The organism is Paenisporosarcina sp. P4_D4 (assembly GCF_056401835.1).
Genome location: NZ_JBFUIO010000008.1, coordinates 19,005 through 43,654, shown reverse-complemented (window position 1 = coordinate 43,654; position 24,650 = coordinate 19,005). Strand labels below are relative to the sequence as shown.

The 24,650-nt window shown below is 39.9% G+C and carries 28 protein-coding genes; 17 read left to right on the top strand and 11 right to left on the bottom strand.

What is annotated here, in order from left to right; genetic code table 11:
* The first annotated feature begins 53 nt into the window (after positions 1-53).
* On the top strand, positions 54-440 hold the full coding sequence (locus AC1DSL_RS04105; RefSeq protein WP_477531270.1) for a hypothetical protein: 387 nt from the start codon (positions 54-56) through the stop codon (positions 438-440).
* A gap of 95 nt (positions 441-535) precedes the next feature.
* Here AC1DSL_RS04105 and AC1DSL_RS04100 read toward each other — a convergent pair whose 3' ends face one another.
* Positions 536-1,051: a GNAT family N-acetyltransferase gene (locus AC1DSL_RS04100; RefSeq protein ID WP_016428746.1), complete on the bottom strand. Its 516-nt coding sequence runs from the start codon at positions 1,049-1,051 to the stop codon at positions 536-538.
* 113 nt (positions 1,052-1,164) lie between these two features.
* On the opposite strand from AC1DSL_RS04100, the gene AC1DSL_RS04095 reads away from it, so the two are divergent.
* Together AC1DSL_RS04095 and AC1DSL_RS04090 are read left to right on the top strand one after the other, a co-directional pair.
* Positions 1,165-1,899 (top strand): sulfite exporter TauE/SafE family protein, encoded by a 735-nt coding sequence (locus AC1DSL_RS04095; protein ID WP_477531269.1) that lies wholly within the window; start codon positions 1,165-1,167, stop codon positions 1,897-1,899.
* A 53-nt stretch (positions 1,900-1,952) separates the two neighbouring features.
* Positions 1,953-2,384 carry a YkvA family protein gene (locus tag AC1DSL_RS04090; RefSeq protein ID WP_016428744.1) on the top strand — a complete coding sequence of 144 codons (432 nt, stop codon included), beginning with the start codon at positions 1,953-1,955 and terminating at the stop codon, positions 2,382-2,384.
* A 29-nt stretch (positions 2,385-2,413) separates the two neighbouring features.
* Here the strand turns inward: AC1DSL_RS04090 and AC1DSL_RS04085 are convergent, their stop codons facing one another.
* Positions 2,414-3,130: a serine hydrolase gene (locus AC1DSL_RS04085; protein ID WP_477531268.1), complete on the bottom strand. Its 717-nt coding sequence runs from the start codon at positions 3,128-3,130 to the stop codon at positions 2,414-2,416.
* Positions 3,131-3,321: 191 nt separating this feature from the next.
* Between AC1DSL_RS04085 and AC1DSL_RS04080 the strand changes: the two genes are divergently transcribed.
* The 3 genes from AC1DSL_RS04080 (at position 3,322) to AC1DSL_RS04070 (ending at position 5,859) form a co-directional block, all read left to right on the top strand.
* Positions 3,322-4,245: an ABC transporter ATP-binding protein gene (locus tag AC1DSL_RS04080; protein ID WP_477531267.1), complete on the top strand. Its 924-nt coding sequence runs from the start codon at positions 3,322-3,324 to the stop codon at positions 4,243-4,245.
* The gene (locus AC1DSL_RS04075; protein ID WP_477531266.1) at positions 4,223-5,170 is read left to right on the top strand and encodes an ABC transporter permease; all 948 of its coding nucleotides are present in this window, start codon (positions 4,223-4,225) and stop codon (positions 5,168-5,170) included. Before AC1DSL_RS04080 ends, AC1DSL_RS04075 begins: the two co-directional genes overlap by 23 nt.
* 131 nt (positions 5,171-5,301) lie before the next feature.
* Positions 5,302-5,859, top strand: a complete 558-nt coding sequence (locus AC1DSL_RS04070) for a M15 family metallopeptidase (RefSeq protein WP_477531265.1) — start codon at positions 5,302-5,304, stop codon at positions 5,857-5,859.
* A gap of 176 nt (positions 5,860-6,035) precedes the next feature.
* Here the strand turns inward: AC1DSL_RS04070 and AC1DSL_RS04065 are convergent, their stop codons facing one another.
* Positions 6,036-6,560 carry a GrpB family protein gene (locus tag AC1DSL_RS04065; RefSeq protein ID WP_477531264.1) on the bottom strand — a complete coding sequence of 175 codons (525 nt, stop codon included), beginning with the start codon at positions 6,558-6,560 and terminating at the stop codon, positions 6,036-6,038.
* Positions 6,561-6,606: 46 nt separating this feature from the next.
* Entirely contained in the window at positions 6,607-6,903 is a 297-nt protein-coding gene (locus AC1DSL_RS04060) for an MGMT family protein (protein ID WP_477531263.1), read from the bottom strand.
* 135 nt (positions 6,904-7,038) lie between these two features.
* Between AC1DSL_RS04060 and AC1DSL_RS04055 the strand changes: the two genes are divergently transcribed.
* The 4 genes from AC1DSL_RS04055 (at position 7,039) to AC1DSL_RS04040 (ending at position 8,511) form a co-directional block, all read left to right on the top strand.
* Entirely contained in the window at positions 7,039-7,224 is a 186-nt protein-coding gene (locus AC1DSL_RS04055) for a hypothetical protein (protein WP_477531262.1), read from the top strand.
* Positions 7,225-7,439: 215 nt separating this feature from the next.
* Complete coding sequence (locus AC1DSL_RS04050) at positions 7,440-7,787, top strand: hypothetical protein (RefSeq protein ID WP_477531261.1); 348 nt, start codon at positions 7,440-7,442, stop codon at positions 7,785-7,787.
* A 61-nt stretch (positions 7,788-7,848) separates the two neighbouring features.
* The gene (locus AC1DSL_RS04045; protein WP_477531260.1) at positions 7,849-8,160 is read left to right on the top strand and encodes a VOC family protein; all 312 of its coding nucleotides are present in this window, start codon (positions 7,849-7,851) and stop codon (positions 8,158-8,160) included.
* 69 nt (positions 8,161-8,229) lie between these two features.
* A complete protein-coding gene (locus AC1DSL_RS04040; protein ID WP_016428737.1) occupies positions 8,230-8,511 on the top strand; it encodes a DUF6509 family protein in 282 nt (93 codons plus the stop codon).
* A gap of 122 nt (positions 8,512-8,633) precedes the next feature.
* Here the strand turns inward: AC1DSL_RS04040 and AC1DSL_RS04035 are convergent, their stop codons facing one another.
* The gene (locus AC1DSL_RS04035; protein ID WP_477531259.1) at positions 8,634-9,731 is read right to left on the bottom strand and encodes an MBL fold metallo-hydrolase; all 1,098 of its coding nucleotides are present in this window, start codon (positions 9,729-9,731) and stop codon (positions 8,634-8,636) included.
* 418 nt (positions 9,732-10,149) lie between these two features.
* Here AC1DSL_RS04035 and AC1DSL_RS04030 point away from each other — a divergent pair, with 418 nt between their 5' ends.
* Positions 10,150-11,337: a hypothetical protein gene (locus AC1DSL_RS04030; RefSeq protein ID WP_477531258.1), complete on the top strand. Its 1,188-nt coding sequence runs from the start codon at positions 10,150-10,152 to the stop codon at positions 11,335-11,337.
* Between the two features lie 244 nt (positions 11,338-11,581).
* On the opposite strand, the gene AC1DSL_RS04025 is transcribed toward AC1DSL_RS04030, so the two are convergent.
* Both AC1DSL_RS04025 and AC1DSL_RS04020 read right to left on the bottom strand, forming a co-directional pair.
* The gene (locus AC1DSL_RS04025; RefSeq protein WP_477531257.1) at positions 11,582-12,496 is read right to left on the bottom strand and encodes a thermonuclease family protein; all 915 of its coding nucleotides are present in this window, start codon (positions 12,494-12,496) and stop codon (positions 11,582-11,584) included.
* 144 nt (positions 12,497-12,640) lie between these two features.
* Complete coding sequence (locus AC1DSL_RS04020; RefSeq protein ID WP_477531256.1) at positions 12,641-13,156, bottom strand: helix-turn-helix domain-containing protein; 516 nt, start codon at positions 13,154-13,156, stop codon at positions 12,641-12,643.
* Between the two features lie 173 nt (positions 13,157-13,329).
* On the opposite strand from AC1DSL_RS04020, the gene AC1DSL_RS04015 reads away from it, so the two are divergent.
* Positions 13,330-14,634 (top strand): MFS transporter, encoded by a 1,305-nt coding sequence (locus AC1DSL_RS04015; protein WP_477531255.1) that lies wholly within the window; start codon positions 13,330-13,332, stop codon positions 14,632-14,634.
* Between the two features lie 87 nt (positions 14,635-14,721).
* Complete coding sequence (locus AC1DSL_RS04010) at positions 14,722-15,705, top strand: ornithine cyclodeaminase family protein (protein ID WP_477531254.1); 984 nt, start codon at positions 14,722-14,724, stop codon at positions 15,703-15,705.
* A gap of 55 nt (positions 15,706-15,760) precedes the next feature.
* Here AC1DSL_RS04010 and AC1DSL_RS04005 read toward each other — a convergent pair whose 3' ends face one another.
* Together AC1DSL_RS04005 and AC1DSL_RS04000 are read right to left on the bottom strand one after the other, a co-directional pair.
* Positions 15,761-15,985, bottom strand: a complete 225-nt coding sequence (locus tag AC1DSL_RS04005; RefSeq protein WP_016428730.1) for a hypothetical protein — start codon at positions 15,983-15,985, stop codon at positions 15,761-15,763.
* A 56-nt stretch (positions 15,986-16,041) separates the two neighbouring features.
* On the bottom strand, positions 16,042-17,886 hold the full coding sequence (locus tag AC1DSL_RS04000; RefSeq protein ID WP_477531253.1) for a DNA ligase D: 1,845 nt from the start codon (positions 17,884-17,886) through the stop codon (positions 16,042-16,044).
* A 114-nt stretch (positions 17,887-18,000) separates the two neighbouring features.
* On the opposite strand from AC1DSL_RS04000, the gene ku reads away from it, so the two are divergent.
* A complete protein-coding gene (ku, locus tag AC1DSL_RS03995; RefSeq protein WP_477531252.1) occupies positions 18,001-18,825 on the top strand; it encodes a non-homologous end joining protein Ku in 825 nt (274 codons plus the stop codon).
* A gap of 84 nt (positions 18,826-18,909) precedes the next feature.
* The gene (locus AC1DSL_RS03990) at positions 18,910-19,197 is read left to right on the top strand and encodes a hypothetical protein (protein WP_477531301.1); all 288 of its coding nucleotides are present in this window, start codon (positions 18,910-18,912) and stop codon (positions 19,195-19,197) included.
* Between the two features lie 83 nt (positions 19,198-19,280).
* Here AC1DSL_RS03990 and AC1DSL_RS03985 read toward each other — a convergent pair whose 3' ends face one another.
* Both AC1DSL_RS03985 and AC1DSL_RS03980 read right to left on the bottom strand, forming a co-directional pair.
* On the bottom strand, positions 19,281-20,087 hold the full coding sequence (locus tag AC1DSL_RS03985; protein WP_477531251.1) for a DUF2935 domain-containing protein: 807 nt from the start codon (positions 20,085-20,087) through the stop codon (positions 19,281-19,283).
* A gap of 205 nt (positions 20,088-20,292) precedes the next feature.
* The gene (locus AC1DSL_RS03980) at positions 20,293-21,480 is read right to left on the bottom strand and encodes a CapA family protein (RefSeq protein ID WP_477531250.1); all 1,188 of its coding nucleotides are present in this window, start codon (positions 21,478-21,480) and stop codon (positions 20,293-20,295) included.
* 608 nt (positions 21,481-22,088) lie between these two features.
* Between AC1DSL_RS03980 and AC1DSL_RS03975 the strand changes: the two genes are divergently transcribed.
* Positions 22,089-24,023: an endonuclease MutS2 gene (locus tag AC1DSL_RS03975; protein WP_477531249.1), complete on the top strand. Its 1,935-nt coding sequence runs from the start codon at positions 22,089-22,091 to the stop codon at positions 24,021-24,023.
* A gap of 305 nt (positions 24,024-24,328) precedes the next feature.
* On the top strand, positions 24,329-24,514 hold the full coding sequence (locus AC1DSL_RS03970) for an aspartyl-phosphate phosphatase Spo0E family protein (protein ID WP_016428723.1): 186 nt from the start codon (positions 24,329-24,331) through the stop codon (positions 24,512-24,514).
* Positions 24,515-24,650: the final 136 nt, after the last annotated feature.

Sequence of the window (24,650 nt, the reverse complement as noted above, 5' to 3'; positions counted from 1 at the left end):
TGTGAAACTTTTTATCAGATTTTGCGTAGTACATATAAAGGAGCGAAACATACATGCTAGCAATCTTCGATAAATACCAAAACATCATTATCAGCATTATCTTAGTTTTCTACATCGTTAATTCCATCTACATAGGTTCTGATGGATTATCCTTCATGTTGTTCATACTGGTAATCCTCATGCAAATCATCCGTTTGAGAAAATATATTAAGCAATTGTCCTTTGTACAATTACTCGCACTCTTCGGTATATTGGCGGGTTCTATTGTTGCACTAGTACTGATTTTCATGAGTTTGAATCATTTAATCGGTGCAGGTATTCTGTCATTTCCTGACTGGATGATCATGGTCCTTCAAATTACCTTGATTATTTTGTTTATTTTAACTGTGAGTGCAATCATGCGTAATTTATATCAACGTCTTACTCAATCAAAAGTATAGAAAAAAGGATGCCTTTCTCAGAGGGCATCCTTTTCTTTTAGCTTAATAAATTTGATAAAATTATTTTTTAATAAATAATACTCTTTAATTACAATTTAGTGAAATTCAGAAACAAGCAAACCATATAAGTACATGTCATGACGCTTCCCGTTACGTTGTAAAAACTCTCGGAACGTTCCTTCGGGCTTAAAACCAAGAGATTCATAAAGTTTGATGGCACCTACGTTATAGCCGAATACCGTCAGCTGCAAACGATGAAGATTCAGTTCATTGAAACCATAATTCATCAACAATTGCATGGCTTCTTTCCCAAATCCTTTGCCGTGAAATTCTGGCCCAAGAGCTATGGACAGCCAGCCTACACGATGCGACCATAAAATATCTTCGATGGCACAAACACCTAAAAATTGCTCCGAATCAATCGGTCGAATGGCAAAGCGAAAACTACGATCAGAATGGTCCATTAACTGTTCTGCATTTTTTTCTGATTCTTCACGAATGGGAAAGGCATTATAAAAACGTCCAAAAGATTCCAAGCCATTCCACAGTCGATACGTTGGCAAATCTTCTTTTCTCATTGCAGTCAAACGAATTTTAGAGCCAATAAACATCGAATATTCTCCTTGTCATAAGTTTTTCTTATTGTACTTCATTATATCATCGTCATTTTCTTAATTCGAGACACGAAGTACAATACAGTTAATAAGAAAGACAGGTGATTAAGTTGGATTATTTTCTATTGTATTTTATAGGGGTAACCGCAACGACAATCGGCACATTGGCAGGTGGCGGGGGCCTTATCAGTTTGCCAACGATGTTGTTGCTCGGCATGCCGATTCATTCAGCTATTGGGGCAAATAAAGTATCCAACACGGTAAGTTCATTCTCAAGTTTCTTTACATTGTATAAACGTAAACAAATCTCGTTGAAGGATTCTCTTTGGCTAATCCCAATCAGTTTGGGTGGAGGCGTGACCGGGGGATTTATTGCTTCACAGCTATCCGCAAACTATTTGTATGTATTGGCGATTTTTCTTCTGGTATTTGCATTTGTTACTTCATTTATTGGCAAAGGTAATTTCACAGGCGAAGAACCATTGAAATTAACAAAGGTCAGTGGACCAGGGCTGTTTGGTATTGGAATTTATGACGGGCTTTTTGGTCCGGGACAAGGCACGTTAATGCTATATTTGTTCAGCTACTTGAACATTGCGTATGTGAAATCAGTGGGATTGGTCAGGCTGGCTACTTTTTCAAGCTGTTTCGGCGCAGCAATCAGTTATATTACATCTGGAGCTATTATTTGGCCACTGACCCTTGCTTTGATGGCGGGGTCTATTACCGGAGCTCAGCTTGGAGTCCGTATCGCAGAGAAAATAAAACCTCAATACGTAAAGCCTATCTTACGTGTCGTGACTGCTTTACTCATTTTGCAATTGGTTGTTGAAAACATCCTATAGTATCATTGAAAACTTTCTTTCAAACCGACATACTGATAAAAAGGAGTGATGACATGAACAAGCAAGATATTCAAGAGAATTGGGTAAAAAATGTGGATCCACAAGAGCAAATAGAGAGCTCACATGAGCATTATGATGAAGAAAAATTTTGGAATAAAATTGTGAAGTATGGCAAAAAAGCAGGAGAAAAAACAGTGTACACAAGCTTATTGCTTTATTTCACAGCTCAAAATCCAGCGGTGCCGAAATCTGCTAAGCTGACCATTGCGGGAGCACTTGGCTACCTAATCTTCCCGGCAGACGTACTTCCAGATTTCATTCCAGTTGTCGGTTTGGTAGATGATGCAAGTGTAATTGCTTATGCTTTATATCAAGTGATTTCCCATATAGATGAACCAACGAAACAACAGGCATACGAGAAAATGAAATCCTGGTTTGGAACAACTGACAATAGTATAGAAGACCTTATGTTGCCTAAAAAATAAAAAGAGCGGACCGTTGACGGTTCGCTCTTTTACAATTCGTCTAACATATGTCCAAACTCTTGTAACAATGTACGTCCACTAGAATTACTGCCCTCAGTTAAACCGACAAACAACCCCACTTGGCCTTTGTACATAAATAAGCCCACATCATGCTCGACATCATCCAATTCGCCTGTTTTGTTGAAGAAAACAAATTGATCGCTTTTGACACCAGCTGGAACTTTATTCTGAAATTGCTGCTTTTCAAGGATTTGAAGCATGTCGTGAAAAGCGTGTGAGCTGACCATATGTCTTAAGCAGGCCACCATATCGCGACCACATGTGACATTGTCCCGGCCCTCCGAAATAGCAACCAGATCTCGCATTTCCCGACCCAATACGGTTTTTGTCATTCCGAGATGTTGTATATAAGAATTGAGCCGTTTCAACCCGTAGCGTCTGATTAGTATGTTAGTTGCCGTATTATCCGAAACCACCATCATGAGAGCAAGTAAATCACGAACTGTAAAGAATCTTGGTTGTGTAACAAGTGTTTGCAATACGCCTGATCCATCCACGATGGCTTCTGGGGATACTTCCATCTCTTCATTTGAATCCTTTGCATGGTGCAAACCATATAAGAAAATAGGAAGCTTTATGACGCTTGCTGATTTGAATATTTCATCAATATTTTTCGAATAACGAACGACTCCAACTGGATACTCCATATGTAAACAATATTTCTCGGGAAATAATGTTAACCCCATCTGAACCTCTCCTTTTTACTAGTTTAATTCAAAAACTTTACCAAATAAATCCTTAAAATGAAATAAAAATGAAACTAAGAGTCATGTGTTTCGTATATATAAATATGGACGTAGATTGGATTGAACTTTTTAACTAGTCATTTCGTCTTAGTAAGTATGAAGGATGTCTCATATTAAGGAAGGTGAAAAGCGTGGAACAACAACCAATCGTTGAATTAAAGAACTTGTCAAAAACCATTGGCAAAAAGAAAATTATCGATAATTTGAACCTGCAATTATTCCCTGGTCAAATTACGGGTTTTCTGGGGCCGAATGGTGCTGGTAAAACAACGACGATTCGCATGATGGCCGGTTTAATGAGGCCGACAAGCGGAGAAGTAGTAGTGGAAGGTCAAACACTGACAGACCACTTCGAAGAAACAATGAGCAAAGTAGGGGTAATCGTCGAAAATCCGGAAATGTACAAGTACATGTCGGGGTGGAAAAACTTACTGCATTTCGCACGCATGAACAAAACCATTTCAAAAGAACGCATCGCTGAAGTCGTCGATCAAGTAGGCATGCAAAATCGTATTCATGAAAGGGTTTCTACTTATTCGCTGGGTATGCGTCAGCGTCTAGGCCTTGCACAAGCATTGCTGCATCGTCCGAAGTTTTTGATTTTGGATGAACCAACCAATGGTCTGGATCCTGCCGGAATACGTGAATTTCGTACATACTTGCGTAAAATCGCTGTTGAAGATGGCGTGTCAGTATTCGTATCGAGTCACTTGCTTTCAGAAATTGAACTGATGTGTGACCGAATCGCAATTATTCAAAACGGACAACTTATTAATATCCGTGAAATTAATCAAGAAGAAGAAGCTCATTATTACATTGAGGCGCAACCGGCTGACCAGGCAAGTGAACTATTATCAACACAAGGATTAACTCTTGAAGTTAGTGGGGCTGGCTTCATTGTCAAAGTTGAACAGGACCAGATCCCTTCCATCATTCAGGCGATGGTCACGGCAAATCTTCAAGTGTTCGCTGTGCAACCGTTCCGTAAAACATTGGAAGATCAATTCCTCGAAATGACTGGAGGTGGCCAAATTGCTGAATCTCATAAGAAATGAATGGATGAAACTGTGGCATAAAAAAGCCACTTGGATAATGGCTGGGTTATTGGTCCTCATATTAATCGGGATTACAGGCATCTTTAATTGGGCGATTGACCACACGGTACAACAGCCAGACCAACCCACTTGGGAAAAAGATGCTGCTGTAAATCAAGAAAATTTAACAGCTGAACTGGCAAATCCAAATCTTGATGCAGAGACTAAAAAACAGTTAAAAGAAGAACTGGCCATCACTGAATACCGCTTAGCGGAAAACGTGGCACCATTCAGTCCGAGTGATAGACAACAAAATATGATTGATTCCCATCAGTTGCTTTCTTTGGTACTTATGTTTTCAGTCATTGCAGCAGCCAGTATCGTTGCATCCGAATTTTCTCAAGGAACAATCAAAATGTTGTTAAGCAGACCTGTGAAACGGTGGAAAATCCTAACGTCCAAATACATCACATCATTGCTTTATGCATTATTATTATCCATCATTGCCTTAATTGCGAACGTAGTTGCTGGGTATATATTCTTTGATGCTGGAAGCGGTGCGATGTTGGATGTTCGTGGCGGGGAAGTAGTTGAAGTATCTTACTGGGGACGGGTTTTAACCTTATATGGCTTACAATATATCGGAATCATGGTATTCACTACATTTGCATTTATGATTGGAAGTGTTTTCCGTACAAGTTCACTTGCCATCGGATTATCGATCTTTCTGTTGTTTATGGGTCCAAATATTGTCTTTTTCTTACGTAAATACGAAATTACGAAATACATTATGTTTACGCATACTGACTTAACTGGTTACATCACAGGAAATATGTTCATTTCAGGCATCACCTGGCCATTGTCAGCCGCCGTGTTGACTGTATATGTCGTATTGTTCTTATTCATCAGCTATTGGTCGTTTACAAAGAGAGACGTTACAGCTTAATTATGGTAGAGTCGTTCCTTTTCGGAGGAGCGACTTTTTTAATCATTCGCCTAATTGTCAGTTCGAATCATTGAAAGCTCTGGTGAATTTACGTAAGATGAAAAGCAGTGTGTGGGAAAGGAGGAGTTCGTGTGAAACGATTATGGACAGTATTGAATATTGTGTTGTGGCTCGTCATCGGCGGACTCTTCTTTGTTTGGGTCCACCATGAACTAGAATTTAGAGAAGAACGAGAGGAACGCCCTTTACCGGAAGGCTTGCATCCCATCGTGGCAGAAAAGAGCAATCAATTGATCGATAAAGCCGAGGAAATCGGCATTCCTATATTAATCAGTGATAGCTTCCGTTCCGTCGAATCCCAAGATGTCCTTTATGAAAAAGGACGCTCGATTGAAGGTGACATCGTCACGTATGCACGCGGCGGTGAAAGCTATCATAACTACGGGCTCGCCATCGATTTCGTCCTGCAAAACAGTGACGGGACGATTAGTTACGATTTACAGCGTGATTTGAATGGCAACGGGGAAGCGGACTGGTACGAAGTTGCAAGCATTGGCAAAGACTTAGGCTTTGAATGGGGCGGAGACTGGCCTGGCTTCAAAGACTATCCGCACTTAGAATATACATTCGACTTATCAATCAACGAATTGAAAAATGGCTGGCGACCAGAGGATAAGGTGGAAAAATGAAATAGAACCTTAAAGCCCTCCTCAATAGTCTTGAGGAGGGTTTTAAGGTTCTATAAAACAGCCAAAATTACTTTACTATTTCGACAACCTCCTAATAATTCCCACCTACTCCAATTTCCTTGATAAAAAGAGTTGAAAATCAAAAAAATGATTTTCAACTCTTTTTTAGGCAGTCTTTAAGTTAATTTATCCTCATTTTCAGCAAACCATTTTATTGCTTTCTGTTCCATTTCTTTGACGAATAAATTTTTTGCCGGACTATATTCGCTGGTATTCTCAAACTGTTGAGCTAACTCTTCTTTAAAGTGACTATATCTAACCACTTCTTCTGGATGAGAACGCAGATAGTCGCGGAAAACTAAGTGGCGAGATATTTGTGGATTGTCGTATTGATAGAAATGAATATGATGAGTTCTGTTTTCTCCGCCTTTTCGGAATAACCTTCTTCCATCAATACCGTATTCTCCGACCACATCGTATCCTAGAGAATCCATTTTCTCATTAAAGGAATCAATTTGATGAATGTCTTTTACGATACACATCATATCGATTACTGGTTTTGCTTTTAGACCATAAACAGAAGTACTGCCGAAATGTTCAAATTTAATGATTTCAACCCCGAAAATTTCACTTAAAATATGAACTTCTTTTTGAAACATAAATGCCCAGTTTTCACTGAAGTCAGTAAGTCGAACTTTCATTTATTTCCCCTCCGCACAGCTCGATTTAATAGATTCCTGAAAAGGTTTACTCAAAAACACTCAAATCCACCCGTCCATCATTTAAGAACGCAACGTCTTCACCCTGAAGTAACATACGTTGCAACTCTTTCGATTCTTCATTGGGCACAGCAATTTCACCACGTGCATTGACTACGCGGTGCCATGGCAAGCCATGTTTTTCACTCATCGTATGTAAAATCCGAACCACTTGTCTTGCTGCGCGGGGGCTTCCTGCCATGCGCGCGACTTGTCCGTAGGTAACGACGTATCCCTCTGGTATTTCTTTTAATATCCGAACTACTTCTGCCGTGAATGGTTGCAAGATGCTGTTACCTCCTTTGACATTTCCGCTCTACCCTAACTACTTTCATTGTAATCAAACCTCGTTCATCATGTCGACTGAATATGGTATATTACGGGTAACTAAGTATTTAATGTAAAGTTGGGGGTAGCTGCTATGTCAAAAATGACTGCTGAGGAAGTATTAAAAGCTATGGAAGAAATGGATAATGGGGAACGAATTAAACTATTATCAGTATTAGCTGTAAAACATTTTGGAAGGAAACCACCTACAATAGAGGAAATAGCTAGACTAAACTATATAGCCTTTTATGGTGACGAAGATGAGGATATAGACAGTTAACGTCACAGGGCTTTATATCTTGAGGACTTTGAGGGCAAATAAAAAAGAGGCTATTAGCAGTAATTAGCCATACCTAGATACATATGTGATTCAACAGCCAATCGGTAGAAAAGAATTTTACAAGAAATAATGGCTTATTCAAATTTGAAAGGAGGTATAAAGTGCTAAATTGCTTCCAACGTGTTTTAAGATTTAAAGAGTTAGAGGTATGGGATATGACACTCGATAAAGATATCTACAGAATAATATTAGTCGATGAAAATAGAGCAACTACTCAGCAAGATTACCCTTCTCCATACCCGGATATTGAAGAAGATTTTAGAGAAAACCTAATAACGGTACGAGTATTTTCCAAAAATAATATTAAAGATGAACATATTGAACCCTTGGACCAATTTGCTAAACAATTAACAGATCATCTTGCACTTGCCCGTTGCCATGTGTTTGTTTCTTTTGAGACTCAAGATATTGATAACGCTTTAAATAACACTCTGAAAGAAAAGTTGAGTTTTGAATATGGAAACATACCTCTAGAAAAATTTATAAATTTAAATCAAGACTAAAAAACCAGTTCTAATGATAGGAGCAATAATATAAGGAAAAAGTAAATAGGTGGGCGATCGGATGAATTACAGAATGTCCAAGAACATCGGATTCCAAGTGAAAGACCTGGAAAAAGCAAAACACTTTTACGAAAGTGTTTTAGGTTTAAAAGAACCTGCAAAAAGTGAAGTGGAGGAAGTGGAATTCCAAACGAATCACAATTCGATCTTTCTAATACCAGGAAGCGAAAATTTGGGACCAGTCATGGAAGTCGTTGTGAAAGATCTAAATGAAGCAAAGCAGCACTTAGTGGAAAATGGCGAGATTGTTATGTCCGCGATCCATTCGGAATGGTCTTTAATGTGTGGGAAGAATAGGAAAGATAATCGATAGAGTTGTTTAGTGGCTACAGGTCAGTATACAATGAGGGAAGTTCAATGAACTGACAAAGGAGAATGCCACATGGAAATTACAAATCACATGGTTGAAAAAATGAACGACCCTACGGGCATTATTGTTGGAGACCGTTTTGAGTTTCTGCTTGCCGTTGAAGTTGATGAAGATGATGAGTTATATACAGAAGGCGGATTAGAATTGCGTGTCATTTTGGCTGTCGAAGAAGATGTACATCGCATTGTGCAGTATCATTTTACCGATAAAGCTTCAAATGAAGTTTTGGATTTTGCTTTAGAAGATGATGAAGAAGCAGAAATTCTCGCGTATTGCAAAAATACATTGGCATAAAATAAAACCCTTTTTCAAAGCTCGTTCTTATCAGAAGATAAGATCAGGCGATGAAAAAGGGTTTTTTATTAATATGTTTTACTGTTATCGATAACTGATAACCAGACTGCTGATAAAAATAATTATACTAACTTCCACCATTTCGCAACTGGATAGTCATCAGAACCAATTACAACAGACTGTCCAATTTTTGGTGTCGTAATAGCTACGTCACGTGCTTTCGCAGCTTTTGTGACGCGCTCAATAGGATCGGTCCATGCGTGAAACGCAAGTGTAAAAGCGGACCAGTGGATTGGCATCATCAATTTACCATTTAAATCGAGATGGGCTTGTGCCGTTTCTTCGGGTTTCATATGAATGTTTTCCCAACGATCGTCATACTGGCCACATTCCATCATAGTGAAATCAAATGGACCATACTTTTCGCCAATTTTTTTGAAATGCGTATCGTACCCRCTATCCCCACTATAAAAAATACTCGTTTCTCCACTGCGAATGACCCAAGAACTCCATAAAGTAGAATTGTGATCGAACAGACTGCGGCCAGAGAAGTGACGTGCCGGAGTACTGATAAATTCAATGTCTAAATGGTCAAAAGTGTCCCACCAATCGAGTTCTTTAATTTTTTCAGGTGCTACACCCCAACCTTCCAATCTACTCCCGACACCAAGAGGGACGATAAATTGCCCGACTTTGTGCTTCAGCAATTGAACGGAATCTATATCCAAATGATCATAATGGTCATGAGAGTAAAGGACGATATCGATAGAAGGTATATCATTAATGTCAAATGGCAATTTCTCACTATATCTCTTTCCACCGATCTGAGGAAAAGGGGAAGGAGAGCTACCAAGCATAGGATCGATGAAGATGGTTTTACCATGAAGGTTCAGTAATACAGTCGAATGTCCGAACCATGTCACGCTTGCTTGTGAATTAAGAAAAGAATTCCATTGGAAATTCTCCATCGGAAGCGATCGTGCTGGTGTCAAATCAGGATTTTTTTGAACATAATCTTTAATCATGGAGCCTAAGGTTTTTAAATCATTAGACATAGTCGTATATGAGATATTCTTGAATTTGTTTTTTTCATAGTTGGGGGATGCTATTAATGTTAATTTCTTCTTGGCATTCGGAGCTTTCCCAAATGCCGGATAATGCTGCAAAAAGAGAGTGGAAGCAGTAGCAAATGCTGCCACTCCGAATAAAGTTTTTTTCATCAATGGCACCTCAAATGTGTTATGGGTTATAAAATTTTTCTGATATATGTAGCATAAAAGAAATATAGAAATTAGTCATATTTTAAGAGAAATGGTTAAGTGCATTTATTGACTCTAATTATTCTGTCTAGTTATCGATAAACATTCAACTTCCTCCAAAACGTAAGGAAGTTTTTTTATGTAAATTTAATCGTATCAGTGTCCATTTAATTCCCAAGCCCACAAAATCCATAATGACGATAAATAATCGTTCAGACATTATTTATCCGCTTACATACATGTTATTTGCTATAAATAGATGAATATTCTTTAAATTCTATTTATTCTATATATTTATCATCTCGAATCGTGTTACTGTAGTACACATTACTTCGTGCAACGAAGTGAAAGAGAAAAGTAATGGGGGTAGGGAATCAATATGTCACAGATGCTAGCTTTAAGTATTTTAGTTTTCATTCTTTTTATTGGGGATGTAGTCGCGATTCGCACGAAAGCGTGGGTTCCTTCAATTTTTATCAGTGCCGTTCTTTTCTTAATCGGCTATTGGACATTCTTTCCCTCAAACATTGTAGAGTTATCAGGGATTCCATCAGTTGTAGCAGTCATGTTAATTTACTTGTTAATTACCAATATGGGCACCTTGCTTTCTTTGCAGGAACTGATAAACCAGTGGAAAACCATTTTGATTGCATTGGCAGGAATTCTAGGAATCATTGCTGGATTATTTGGAATCGGGACTTTCCTATTCGGCAGTGAAACAATAATTGTTGCCATTCCACCTTTAGTGGGTGGGCTTGTATCGGCACTTATTATGTCAGAAGGCGCCGCAGAGGCAGGACTTCCAAGCTTAGCTGTTTTCGCCATCGTTATTTACGTGATGCAAGGGTTCGCAGGGTATCCTTTGACATCAGTCATGTTGAAAAAAGAAGGAAAACGTTTGCTTCAACAATTGCGCAATGGGGAAATTGGTTTGAAGCAAGTAGGGGAAGAAAATGAAGAAACACATTCAAGAGAATTGAAATTATTTAACTGGATGCCTGAAAAATACAATACGGAATTCTTTAAATTTTTCCGCTTGGCTTTTGTCGGATTTTTAGCGTATCAAGTATCTACATGGCTTGCACCATTTGTGACCATCAGTCCATTTGTTCTCTGTTTACTATTTGGAGTAATCGCGAGAAGCGTGGGATTCTTGGAAAAACACCCGTTGAAAAAAGCGAACGGATTCGGATTCGCCGTTTTAGGGTTAATGCTGTTCATTTTGGACGGCCTGAAAGCAGCGACGCCAGATATGATGATTGATCTAATCTATCCGTTGATTGGCTGTATTGTCATCGGTGTAGCCGGCATGTACGTGTTTTCGTTCATCATGGGCAAGGTGTTAAAAGTCAGCAAAGAAATGGCGTTTGCCGTATCTTTAACGGCCCTATACGGGTTCCCGGCGGACTACATCATCACTAACGAAGTCATCAATGCGTTAACTCAAGATGAAAGAGAACGGGAAGTATTAACAAGTCACATGTTGCCACCAATGTTGGTTGCCGGCTTCATCACCGTGACGATTGTTTCCGTTATATTGGCAGGAATATTCGTTGGATTCCTATAATTGACAAACAAAAATGACCTTTCCGAATGAATGGAAAGGTCATTTTTAGGTTGAAATGAGTTATTAGTAAATATTAGATGTCAAGGTAGACAGAATTGCGTTCCAGGTAGACAGAATCGATGTCAAGGTAGACAGAATTGCGTTCCAGGTAGACAGAATCGATGTCCAGGTAGACAGAATCCCATTCCAGGTTGCACAAATCGTAGATTACAGTGGATATCTTGAACTCACGCAACTATTCAACCTAACGCTCACACGCAAATTGGTCTTTATCACGGTCCATTTTCGGTTGATAGGCCGGATGGTCACTCGGCACTCCGTTCGGATACTTGGTACGGAGGTGCGTACAGTTATCGAACCACTCAGTTGTTCCTGCGGGATTGGTAGTCACAGAACTATTTGATCCAGAAGAGTTATCGCTGCTTGAACCGCTCTGTGAAGAAGTCGTTGATGAGCTTGCAAATCCTGAATCGGTGGCGTAGTCTTCAATTGCCCAAAATCCGGCTTTCTTCGACTGAGCTTCTTTTTGTGCTTCTTCGTAAGGATTTAAATGACGAGTATTTGGTGGATAGACATATGCAACGCGTGCCAATCCTTCACGGATCAATGTTTCCTGTACACTTTTGCCGTCGACATATACATAAGCCAATAGACGTCCATATTTATCTCGTTTCTCACCAATATCAAATTCAAGTGTTAACTTTCCGCTGTTCACGAGAGCACGATTTCGCTCCTTGGCTTCGGGCCCGAAAGGTTGTTTTCCTAAACGAGGGTGACTCGTCTCCGGTGTATCGATTAACAAGTAACGGACCGGTTCGTCCACGCCTTTATACATCACGCGAATCGTATCGCCGTCCGTCGTCGAGACCAATGTCACAGGGATTTGATCCGTCGTACCTTGTTGAGGTGCTGTTATGATTTTCGTAGCGGACTTAGATTCCGCCGGCTTAATGGTAGTTACTTTATCGGCAGGCTTGTCGTCTTGCTTCTTATCGTCAACGACGCTTTCTTGATCTGCAGAACCGGAATCTTCGTCTGTCGTCTCTTTTACAACAGGCTCATACTTCTCATCGTCCATGCTTGTCGTGCCACAACCAGAAAAAATAAGGGCACTACCCACAATCAAGCATGTTAATTTATTTTTGAAACTAAAAGTCACTTTTAATATCCTCCTCGAGATTTCCTTTTCTAGTATAACAACAACCTCCGTCTATAAAACATAATATTTAACATAGTGTGTTGCCATACCAATTGACCGAAAAGCTACACAAAAAACCTCCTCTKGATTTCTGAGGAGGTTTGGTTAATTTTTCGATGATACGACCAAAAATCGTACATCGTTTTCAGTATGGTTGAACCAATAATGTGTCTTACGTGCATCGAATAAAGTGGATTCTTGTTCACGAAGTTCAGTTCGATTGCCATCCATTTCGACCGTTAATACGCCTTCCACTACGAACAGAAATTCATGTCCACCGTGTGAAAATGCATTCCCTTCATTTTCTCCCGGTTGAAGTGTGACTAAAATAGGGGAAAAGCTAGCATCTCGAACTCCATGAGATAAGTCCTTGTAATAAAAACGCTCCCTTCGGATAGCCAAATTGTCATGTGAATGTTCTTCTGCAAAAAACACACTCGGATTTACACCTAATGCGTCTGCAATTTTCTTTAGCGATTCAAGCGTAACACTCGATTTTCCCCGTTCCACCTGTGATAAAAAACTAATGGATACCCCGGTTTGTTCAGACAAAGCCTTTAACGTCATTTTCCGTTCTTTGCGAAGACTTTTTAATGTATCCCCAATTGATTCTTGTGGCATAAGAATTCCTCGCTTCATCATAATCTCTTACTCTCATAATACATCACTCAAACAGCAATGAAATATAAATTGTGACAAAGTATTGACAGAAAATTTATAACTGTCTAAAATGAATCTCGGAAGATAAATTAAAGTGTCACTTCAATTTTCATTTCACATAAGGGGGATTTATGATGGATAAAAAACAAACCCGTCGCATCTTGATTGCGAGTTTAGTAGGGAGTTCAATAGAGTGGTTTGACTATTTCTTATACGGAACAGTTGCTGCACTTGTTTTCAACCAACTATTTTTCGTTAATGAAGATCCGACTGTAGGACTTTTATTAGCATATGCGTCATTTGCTTTAGCTTTTTTCATCCGTCCGTTTGGCGGCGTGATATTCAGTCATATCGGTGACCGCATTGGACGCAAGAAAACACTCGTCTTAACGTTAAGCTTAATGGGGATTGCTACGTTTGGAATGGGCTTATTGCCAACTTACCAAGCAATAGGCGTTTGGGCTCCTATCTTATTGATTACACTTCGCTTAGTGCAAGGTTTGGGAATCGGCGGGGAATGGGGAGGCGCACTTTTACTCGCAGTAGAATATGCACCCCCTGAAAAACGTGGATTGTTTGGTAGTATCCCGCAAATGGGCGTAACCATCGGAATGTTGATGGGAACGATCGCTTTATGGGTGATGACGTTACTTCCTGAAGAGTCATTCATGACCTGGGGCTGGCGTGTGCCATTTATTTTAAGTGCTTTATTAGTTATTTTTGGTTTATGGATTCGTAAAGGCATTGATGAAACACCTGAATTCAAAAAAGTGCAGGAATCTGGCGATATTCCAAAATTGCCGATTGCAGATACACTGAAATACCACTGGCGTGAAGTGTTGATAGCTATTGGAGCGAAAGTGGTAGAAACTGCACCTTTCTATATTTTCAGCACATTCGTCGTATCGTACGCAACAACAAATTTAGGATATACACGAACAACTACATTAACTGCCGTTATGATTGCTACCGTCGTTACGACGATATTAATCCCAATCATGGGGAACTTATCGGATAAAGTGGGACGCAAAAAGTTATACGTTGCTGGCACGGTCGGCATGGCACTCTTTGCTTTCCCATACTTCTGGATGATTCAACAAGGGTCAGTTGCATTATTGATTATCGCAACAGTTATTGGACTCGGAATCATTTGGGCACCGATTACAGCAGTTCTTGGCACGATGTTTTCGGAAATCTTTGATGCAAAAGTACGCTATACGGGCATTTCATTAGGCTATCAAATCGGTGCAGCATTAGCGGGTGGTACAGCTCCACTTGTTGCTACGGCATTACTAGCACGTTTTGATAATTCGTATGTACCGGTTGCACTTTACATCGTGTTCACTGCACTTATTTCACTAGTTGCAATTTGGGCTGTGAAAGATCGCAGTCGACAACAATCTAAACGAATCGTGGTAGGAAAAGAGAGTCGCGCGTAAGCGGCTCTTTTTTTCTCTTATGTTCAGCTCACCACACGAAATCATTTATTAGTGTGGGAAGTAATGTTTTTTGTTAGGAGGAAGACCATGTTAATCATCAACGAACATCAGATTCAACAACTCTATAAAATGGTTGATGCCATTGAAGATATCGCAGCGGTATTAAAGGCTATAGAAGCAGGGAAAATCAATAACCCCCATCGCACAGTACTCGAATTTCCTCAACACGAAGCATCCGCATTATATATGCCGAGCGCCGATATGGCTGGCGAAGTAACAGCGGTCAAAGTAGTAACGATTTTTCCAGGAAATCCGGCCGAAGGAAAGCCAACCACACAAGGGGTCGTGCTACTTTCCGATGCGACCAATGGCGAGCATGTCGCAATGATGAACGCATCGTATTTGACACGACTGCGAACAGGTGCACTTAGTGGCATCGCAACGGATTTATTGGCAAAAAAAGATAGCCGAATCCTAATAGTCATCGGAACAGGGGCAATGGCTTTTGAACAAGTACTTGGCGTGCTGGCGGTTCGTACCATCGAAAAAATCATCTTGGTTAATCGGACACCGGAAAAAGCGCAAGCATTTGGCGAGAAATTACGTACATTTGGAGTGAACGTGCCTTTTGAAATCGAAATTGATGTTTCAAAAGCGGTGAAGCATGCGGACATTATTTGCTGTGCCACCCGATCAAACGAACCTGTATTCATGGGATGTGATTTACAACCAGGAACCCATATAAATGGCGTAGGTTCCTACTTGCCTCATATGCGTGAAGTGGACGAAACAACAGTGTTAAGTGCAGACAAAATTGTGGTGGACGACTTGGCTGGCGTAAAAGATGAAGCTGGTGAATTGATGCACGCTGTAGATAGTGGGAACTGGTCATTTGAAGACGTTCATGCCCAACTCGGAGAACTTGTTGTTGGAACGAAGTCGGGAAGAGAAGTACAAGAAGAAATCACCTTCTTCAAATCCGTAGGAGCTGCCTATTTCGACCTTGCTGTTGCAAAAGGCGTCTATTCTAAAGCAAAAGAAGCGGGGATTGGAATGGTTGTAGAAGTTTAATATTTATAACAGTAAAAGAGCATCGGCTAAGCCGATGCTCTTTTGTTGAATCCATTCAATGTGAAGTTTCAGTATGTGCGGTGATTTCTTCGGCAAGGTCATGTTTCACCAAATGTTCGCCCAGATGGTCGCTACTACAAAAAATCAACCCTTCGTACACCACGCAGATATCTTCTTCATAAATTTCCCCGTTACAGAAATCGCAATTATAGATCACAATTGCTTGTTGTGGATCACTAGGTAGTCCTGCACCTGTAATCATTGGATTTTCAATTTGCATCCGAATCCTCCTTATTTTTAGTATTTAGTTTCTCCGATAATAAAAAATTCAATGAGTTATGCCTTATTTTCCACTAATTCTTGCAGTTGACTCAGAACATCGGCAAACTTCATTTCGTCAGCTGTATCCCGGAAATTCCGAAAAGGATTCCCTTTGTTTTTCAGGCGTTCCAAAACGGCGGGTATGGAAAATAGATCAGGTTTCAAGGAATCGTGTACTTCATCCCAAGTTAACGGTGTGGCAATCAAACCTTTTTCAGTTCCTCTAGCAGAATAGGGTGCGATGATGGTTTTCCCTTCATGATGCTGCACATAGTCCAAATACAATTTGTTGTGGCGGTTCTTAATCAAGCGCTCTGTTGTAAACCATTGAGGTTCCTGTTCGCATAAAAAATCACAAACAAATTTTGTGAACACGCGTGTTTCGTTATAAGAAAAACGATCAAGAGGCAAAGGAATGTAAACTTGCAAACCTTTGCGACCAGAAGTTTTCACAAAGGATTCAAGACCAAATTGATCAAAGATAGCTTTCATTCGCTGCGCGGCTTCTATGGCCAATGAAAACTCTTGAACGGATGGAGGGTCCAAGTCAAACACAATCTCTGTCGGCTTTTCTGTTCCTATTGTCTGGAAAGGAATATGTAACTCCAATGCCAACTGATTCCCAAGCCATAGTAAGGATTCCAGGTTATTGCACACCATATGTGTGATGTCATCTCCTGCTGAGGTCGCGAGAAAATCTGGAAATGTATCAGGTGCATTTTTTTGATAAAAACTTTCTCCTTCAGCACCATGCGGGAAGCGGATGACGGTCAGTTGTCTATCCTGCAAGAAAGGCAACATATGGGGAGAGACATGTTGCAAGTAAAGTAAGTAATCATCTTTGTTCAAACCTAATAATGGCCACACGGGCTTGTCCGGATTCGTGATTTTTACATTTTCGGGTAAAGGATAAAGCTGACGTTGCATTTGTTTCCAATCGCAATCGGCAGAGTCTTTGTCAAAGACGAATGCATGAAATCGCGGTTCCCTTAGGTGTTTGCCATCGAAATCAATGCATGCAATTTCTACGCAAATGGATGGTTCAAGTTCCCATACATTCGAAGAAATTAAGGTGCCATTTGATTCGAATAACGTCCTTAATGTATTCATTTCTTCTTTTTTCAGCCCGTGACGAAAAGTAACAACTTCAATCAACTGTCCTTTGCCATAAATGGATCCATGGAAAAAACCATTGTTGTGATCGTATTTGGATAAAATGACCGTGACATATCTCCAGTTTTTAATTTTCATCCAGTTGCTGGTGCGTTTATCACTTTGCCATTTGCTCATTTTTCCTTTGGCAACGATACCTTCACCATTACTTACTTTTACTTCATTCCACAATTTCTTGCTGTGTTTGTTTTCCTCAACCATTTGAATTCGTGCAAAATCCTGATAATCCACGGAGTGTGGCAAATTGAGGGATTTAAACAACTTACGCATAAGCTGCTTACGCTCTGAAAAAGGAACACTTTGTTGCGTTTCGCCTTTGCAGGTTAACAAATCAAATGCAACATAATGACAAGGGAATTCCTGAGCATGTTTACTGATGACGCTTTGTGTTCGCATACGGCTTCTCATTTGTACAATGGAAAAGTTACTTTGTTGGTCATTCACCAAATAAACTAGTTCTCCGTCAAGCATCAAGGGCAAAAAGGAGCGGATATTCTCATAAATGTCCTGACAATAATCAATGATTTCAGGAAACATCGGATTGAGCACTTTGCCATTCCGGCTTTTGAGAGTGGGCGTTTCATCCACCCATTCAAGAAGGCAACGAAAGCCATCGTATTTCACTTCGTACAACCAGTCTTTTCCCGTTGGAATTTCTGTTGCAGCAGTTAAAAGCATCGGCTTCAATTTTTATCCTACTCTCGATTGTTTTTCCTAGCTTTTGTAATTTTCCGCACCTGATACATAAATATAGGCAAAAAAAGCATAGTAAGAAAAAGAAATGTAGGTGGTGAATCGAATATGCATACTGTTTGGAAAGGAAGTATCAGCTTTGGACTGGTCAATATTCCAGTTAAGCTTCACGCTGCGACAGAAAATAAGGATATTAAATTACGACAATTACACAAAGAGTGCAACACGCCAATCAATTACCAAAAGGTATGTGCCGGCTGTAAAAAAGAAGTACAAAGCGAAGACATTGTTAAAGCTTACGAGTATTCGAAAAATAAATTTGTGGTGTTGGACGACGATGAACTGGAGAAATTGAAAAAGGACAATGAAGACAAAGCAGTGGAAATTATTGATTTCGTGAAATTGGAAGAAATCGACCCCATTTACTTTGAAAGAAGCTACTACATGGCGCCGGATGGGGGAGGAGGGAAAGCGTATTCCCTTCTGCAAAAAGCATTAACTGAATCTGGGAAAATTGGCGTTGCCAAAATCATGATCCGTTCAAAAGAACAGCTAGCAGTAGTGCGAGTTTACGACGAAATTTTGATTATGGAAACGATTCATTTTCCAGATGAAGTACGAAGTGCGAAGGAAGTCCCAAATATCCCGAGTGAACCGGCTATCGTTCAGAAAGAACTTGATACTGCCTTGTTATTGGTGGAGCAATTAACGACGACGTTTGAACCCGAAAAATATACGGATGACTACCGTACTGCACTGATGGAATTGATTGAAGAGAAGAAAACTGGCAACAAGACCGTAACGGCGAGTGAGAAACAAGTTGCAGCACCTTCAAATGTGACCGATTTAATGTCTGCACTTCAAGCGTCACTGGATAAAACCAAAAAGAAGAGGCCGGCTCCCCGAAAGAAGAAAGCGGCAAAAACGTCTTAACATACATTGGACCTGGTCCTTTGTATGTTTTGCTTTTTCTGGCATATCTCCTGTACCATTAAAGCAAAGGAGGATTGTCGGGTGATGAATAAAGAACAACACGCCATGATTGTTTACACGGAAGTAGAACGAAAAATCGACTTTTATTACAAGCTACAGAAAATTGCCACGCATCATGAACTAACCATCACATCTGAAAACGTGACGACAGCCAGAACAAAATTTACACTCAATCAGGTACTGGATGTTTCCTACAAGTCTTTTTCTTCAGAAGCGGGAATTTTATACCTCCATACCCATCAAGGCGTTTTTCCATTCAACATTCACAGCAATCCGCAAACCTTTATCGATACTTTTCGCTCGTTCAAATAATGTGGGTCATCTTGCATTCGTGATGCCTGAATAATCTAAACTAAAAAGAAAACAAAAAGAAGCCGTTAAAGCTGACGGCTTCTTTATAAACTGACTTCGGGCTTAGGATTTGAAAGACTTACCTCGAAAATATCAATGATTTCAATAAACCGTTCGGCTTCTCTAAAAACATGATCCGCTAAAAGAGGATGAATATCACTCTTAATCCGGCATGCTTCAATTAAATCACGGGCTGTTTTCTTAAAGTCTCTTAATGCAACGACGGACACCCGATTTTGATCTAAAAAATGATCGAGTAGAGGGGTCGTTTCTGATTGTGGTCTCATACTATCCAAGTCAATTGCCTGGAACATTAACTGATCAAAATCGTTGCTAAATTCTCTTGCCTGATCGACCAATTTTCGTTMGCTTGGGTCTAATAAATGCCCGATAAACTTCGCATGGTCCGCCATAATTTTAAGGAAGAATACATTTTCTTCAATGATGGCCTCGGGTAAAGGCTGTAATTTACCTTCATTCAAATCTTTTAATCGATTAGCAAAATAAGCGGCTTCTCTACTCGTATGATCAACCAGTAAAGGGTAGTTATTTGACGTGATTTCACAACGAAGAATGAGTCCTAATACTTTTCGTTTATACGCCCAAATGGATGCAACTGCTTGATACACCTGCGTGTTGAAAGCTTTAATCTGTCGTGGATCGGTATGCACCGAGTAACCGGCTAACTGCTCTTCAATTCTTTCAAAGACAGCAATGAACTGTAGAGCTTCCTCAATAAGCTTTTTATCATTTGCAGAAAATCCTAAACTTAAAAATAGAGCATGTTCTTTCATAATTCTTGCCCAAAATCGAATTTCGTCTAATGACCTTACCACAAACTCGTTCGACATCAATTCGCCTCCGTTCGTTTGCCTACAAATAATTGTATGCCAGGCTTTGTCAAACATGCTTTAATTTAGACAATAATTGAGGCTGCAAACTATCCTGAGTTGCATCAAGATAGCTGCTAGATGAAAAATGAATCCAAAGATAAGGCATAGGGTAAAAAACACAAAAAAGAGGATGGCTATAGAGCCGTCCTCTTTCATTTATCGATTATTTTTCAATAAACGTTAGTTCATTCGTTAATGCGTTCATGTGTCTTTGGGTGTTCTCATAGTGCGTTTGATAGCCAGGTAAATAAGATTCCGTTAACAAATGCATAGGGATGACTTCGAAGTCACTCTTGTTTTTGTAGTAACCATAAGTCGGTACGAAACTAGGGTGATCCAACTTGATAACCGTTTTCTCCGAATCCACGACTTTCGTTATTTCCACGCCACCAATGCCACCTGTCAATTTCTCCAAACCCTCTTGGCTAGATAAAAAGTTTCCTAAACTATACATGACGAATGTTCGCGTTCCGTCCGGCCGTTCAATCCAATCAACAGGTTGAAGAACGTGAGGATGATGGCCAATGATAATATCAACGCCCATGCTTGAAAGCTCATTGGCTAAATTAATTTGTTTGTCGTTTGGTGTTTTTTCATATTCATTTCCCCAGTGCATGGATACGACCACCACGTCCGAAATGGTTTTCGCCTTTTTTACGTCCTGTTCAATTAACGGCAAGTCAATCAAATTAATCAAATAAGGTTTGCCTTCAGGAACTGGCATGCCATTTGTGCCATAACTATAGGACAGGAAAGAGAAAGTGATGTCATTCTTCGTGACAGTCCGTACCATATTCCGGTCGTCTGGCGATTTAAAAGCACCCGTATATGGCATCCCAATTTGATCCCAATAATCAATGGCGTTAAGAATTGCTTTTTCTCCTCTATCCAGCGTGTGATTGTTTGCGATGGTCACTAAATCGATTCCCGAGTACTTCAACGCATCTCCAATCTCATAAGGACTGTTGAACTTGGGGTAACTGGAAAGACCCAGCTCCGGACCCCCAATCATCGTTTCTTGATTGGCAATTGCAATATCAGCACTTTCGATAAAAGGCTTCACTTTTTCGAACATGGCCGTAAAATCATATGTTCCGTCAGACATTTTTGCATCTTTATATACGGGTTGATGTAGCAGGATATCGCCAATTGCAACAAGTTTCGCGGTTGTTACCACGGGTTTTTCAATTTTGAATGCTTTGACTGTGATTGGCTTTATAGGTTTTTTTGCCATTTCAATTTCCATTGCATTGGCGACCGGAATACTGTCGATTGGCAATTCAGGGGCAGAAAAATGTGAACAGCCAACGATTAACATACATAAGGCGATTAATAAATAGTACTTTTTCACGACGTTCCTCCAAAATATTCATTAGCTACGATATAAAAAGAGTGATAACAACATGTATCGCAAATTAGTAACTAGTTTTGACAAAAAATGCGACGATAATACGTATGTAGCAATGAAGATTGATATGCTGGAAGAATGAAAAGTTCAATAATAGTATCTTGTCATGTGGTTATTCTATAAATAGATGAAAAGTCCTGCTGAAACGGGTTCCTATAATTGACAAAATTCTGAAATTCGCATATTCTGAATTTGTAAAAGAAAGATCCGAAAGAGGAGTTTATTTATGAGTGTGGCAGTTCTTAACTAATCCGTCATTTTAATACGGTCTTGAAAGTAGCAAAAACCAAGAAAATGCTTGGTTTATTTAGGTTGCGCTTTTCAAGAATTGTTAAGAACAAGCATCATAGCAAAGAAGAATGGAATTTCCAGCTATGGCATGTATTTGTCATCGCTTTTTTTGTGTCTATAAACGGTCATTTGTTTGATTTTCGTCAACCAAAACCGATTTAGTGCACAAATCAGGGGCTCCATTACATGCAATATCTTCTAAGCCGTCATGAGTGTTTTCATGTCGGCTTTTTTATTTGGAAAAAAGGGAGGATTTAATAATGAATCAACAAACAATTGATGTATTGGGATATCAGGAAATTTTACAGGAAGTAGGGAGCTTTGCGATTACGGAGCGGGCGAAGAACTCAATCGAGGGATTGCGACCGACCACGAATAAGAAAAGTATTGAACATGGATTAGGTGAGGTGCATGAAGCACTGCAAATTATGAAAATCAGTGCCAGTGTGCCGATTCATACATTAAGTGATATGGAGCAATACATCGAACAGGCAAAGAAAGGATTGTACATTCGGGCTGATCAGTTTACTCGTGTCCTTTCTTTCCTGGATCACTGTAATAAACTGAAGCGCTTTATGAAAGATAAACAGTACGCAGCACCTACTATCCATTTGTATGCGGAATCAATAGGGGATTTAAATGAGTTGGAAGCTGAACTTACGCGCTGCTTGAGACACGGTCAAGTAGACGATTATGCTACGAAAGAACTTTCAACTGTTCGAAGACAGTTATCCATGCAACTGGCTAAGGTGAAGGAACGAGCACAAACGATGGTGAAGTCAAAAACGTTTGCGCAGTTTTTGCAGGAAGCCATGGTTTCCGAAAGAAATGGCCGTTATGTGTTTGCCGTCAAAAGGGAGTACCGAACTAAAGTAAAAGGGACTGTTATTGATTCCTCTGCATCAGGCGCTACGTTATTCATGGAGCCGAAAGAACTGGAAGAAATGCAAGAGTCGATCGAGTACTTGAGAATTTCAGAAGAGCATGAAGTGGAGAAGATATTGTACGAACTGACCGAAAAATTCTTAGAACAAGAACTAGCAATCAACATTGCTATGGACACGATGCATCATTATGACATCATTTTTGCGAAAGCAAAGTACAGCGTCTCCATTGATGGGGAACGTCCGACGTTGAATGAAGACTATAACATTCATTTGAATGGAGCGAGGCACCCTATGCTGAAAGGGAATGCGGTTCCTTTATCCATCCATTTCGGAGAAAAAGATCGGGCACTGGTCATTACGGGTCCGAATACTGGCGGGAAAACCGTCACGCTAAAAACCATCGGACTGCTGACCATGATGGCACAAACAGGTTTGTTCATTCCAGCGGAAAAGGGAAGTTCACTCCACATTTTCCATCGAATCTATGTGGATATAGGCGATGGACAGAGCATCGAAGCGAATTTAAGCACATTCAGTTCACGTCTTTTGAACATTATCGACATTTTAAAGAAAACCGATAATCAATCACTTGTACTGCTGGATGAGCTTGGTTCTGGAACGGATCCGAGTGAAGGGATGGCGTTGGCCATCGTCATTTTGGAGCAATTGTTTGAAAAAGGGGCAACACTCTTTGCAACGACCCATTACAGTGAAATGAAAGATTTTGCCGACCGGAAAGAAGGGTTTGTGAATGGCTCGATGGAGTTCAATCTCGAGACACTGCGACCAACGTATCGTTTGTTATTAGGGCAAAGCGGGAAAAGCCAGGCGTTTGATATTGCATTGAAGCTTGGATTGCACCCGCAGTTAATCAGAAAAGCACACGATATATCGTATAAAGGAGAGCAGTCATACCCTCATGATGCCAGTGAGGCTGATTTGAAGGACCTTCATTATGTGCAGCAAATCACGACAAATAAATACGCCAGAAAAACTCGACAAAATAAGGAAGCCATTGAAGAAAAGGTAGCGCAGTTTGAACAAGGAGACAATGTCACGATTCCCGCTACGAATGAGACTGGAATTGTATATAAAGGACCTGACAGCAATGGGAATTACATCGTGCAAATGAAAGGCGAAAAGAAAGCTTTTAACCATAAAAGATTGCAGCTTCACATTAAAGGAAGTGAACTGTATCCTGAAAACTATGATTACGATATCATTTTCAAATCCAAAAATTATCGGAAAGTGAAGAAACAGCTCAATCGCAAGCATGTTAAAGGGTTAAGTCTCGAGGGTGAGGAGTAATTAACTAAATGCAATATTAATGCTAAATAAGCCACAGAAAGCACATAGCTTTTTGTGGCTTATTTTATGAAAAAAATGATTTATTTTCACAATATGTAGTGTCGAAAAATAAATTTAACACCATATATTGATTTACATGGATTTGCGTTATATAATAAAAATGTAAAGTAAATGGTAATAATAAGAAGGAAAAACCCTTCAATCAAGCTTATCGCAACCATAGCCCTGTGTTTAAAACGCTTTTCTGACTGACCGCTAGAACTTATGTGCTCTCAAAAATCATATGGGTATGGAGGAAGGGAAATATGAATACGCCAACGATAGGTAAAACGAACGTAACGTTGAAACAAATCAACAGTAAAAAAAGAGAAATGTATAAGAAAGCAAAGCACTTGGGTATGAGTCATCCCAACGTCGTCATGTGCAGTCAAGAGTTGGATGAGTTACTCAACCACTATCAAGGGATTTACCAGTTCAATTTTGTCGTCTAGCTTAAGATTAGCCAATAAAGAGTGCGAAGCAAGGTGATTATGTCACTTTGCTTCGCTTTTTTTCTGTATGGGGCTGCGAATATAAGATTCGCGAATAGAAGTGTCAAAAGCGCGAATAGACAGGCTGGAAACGCGA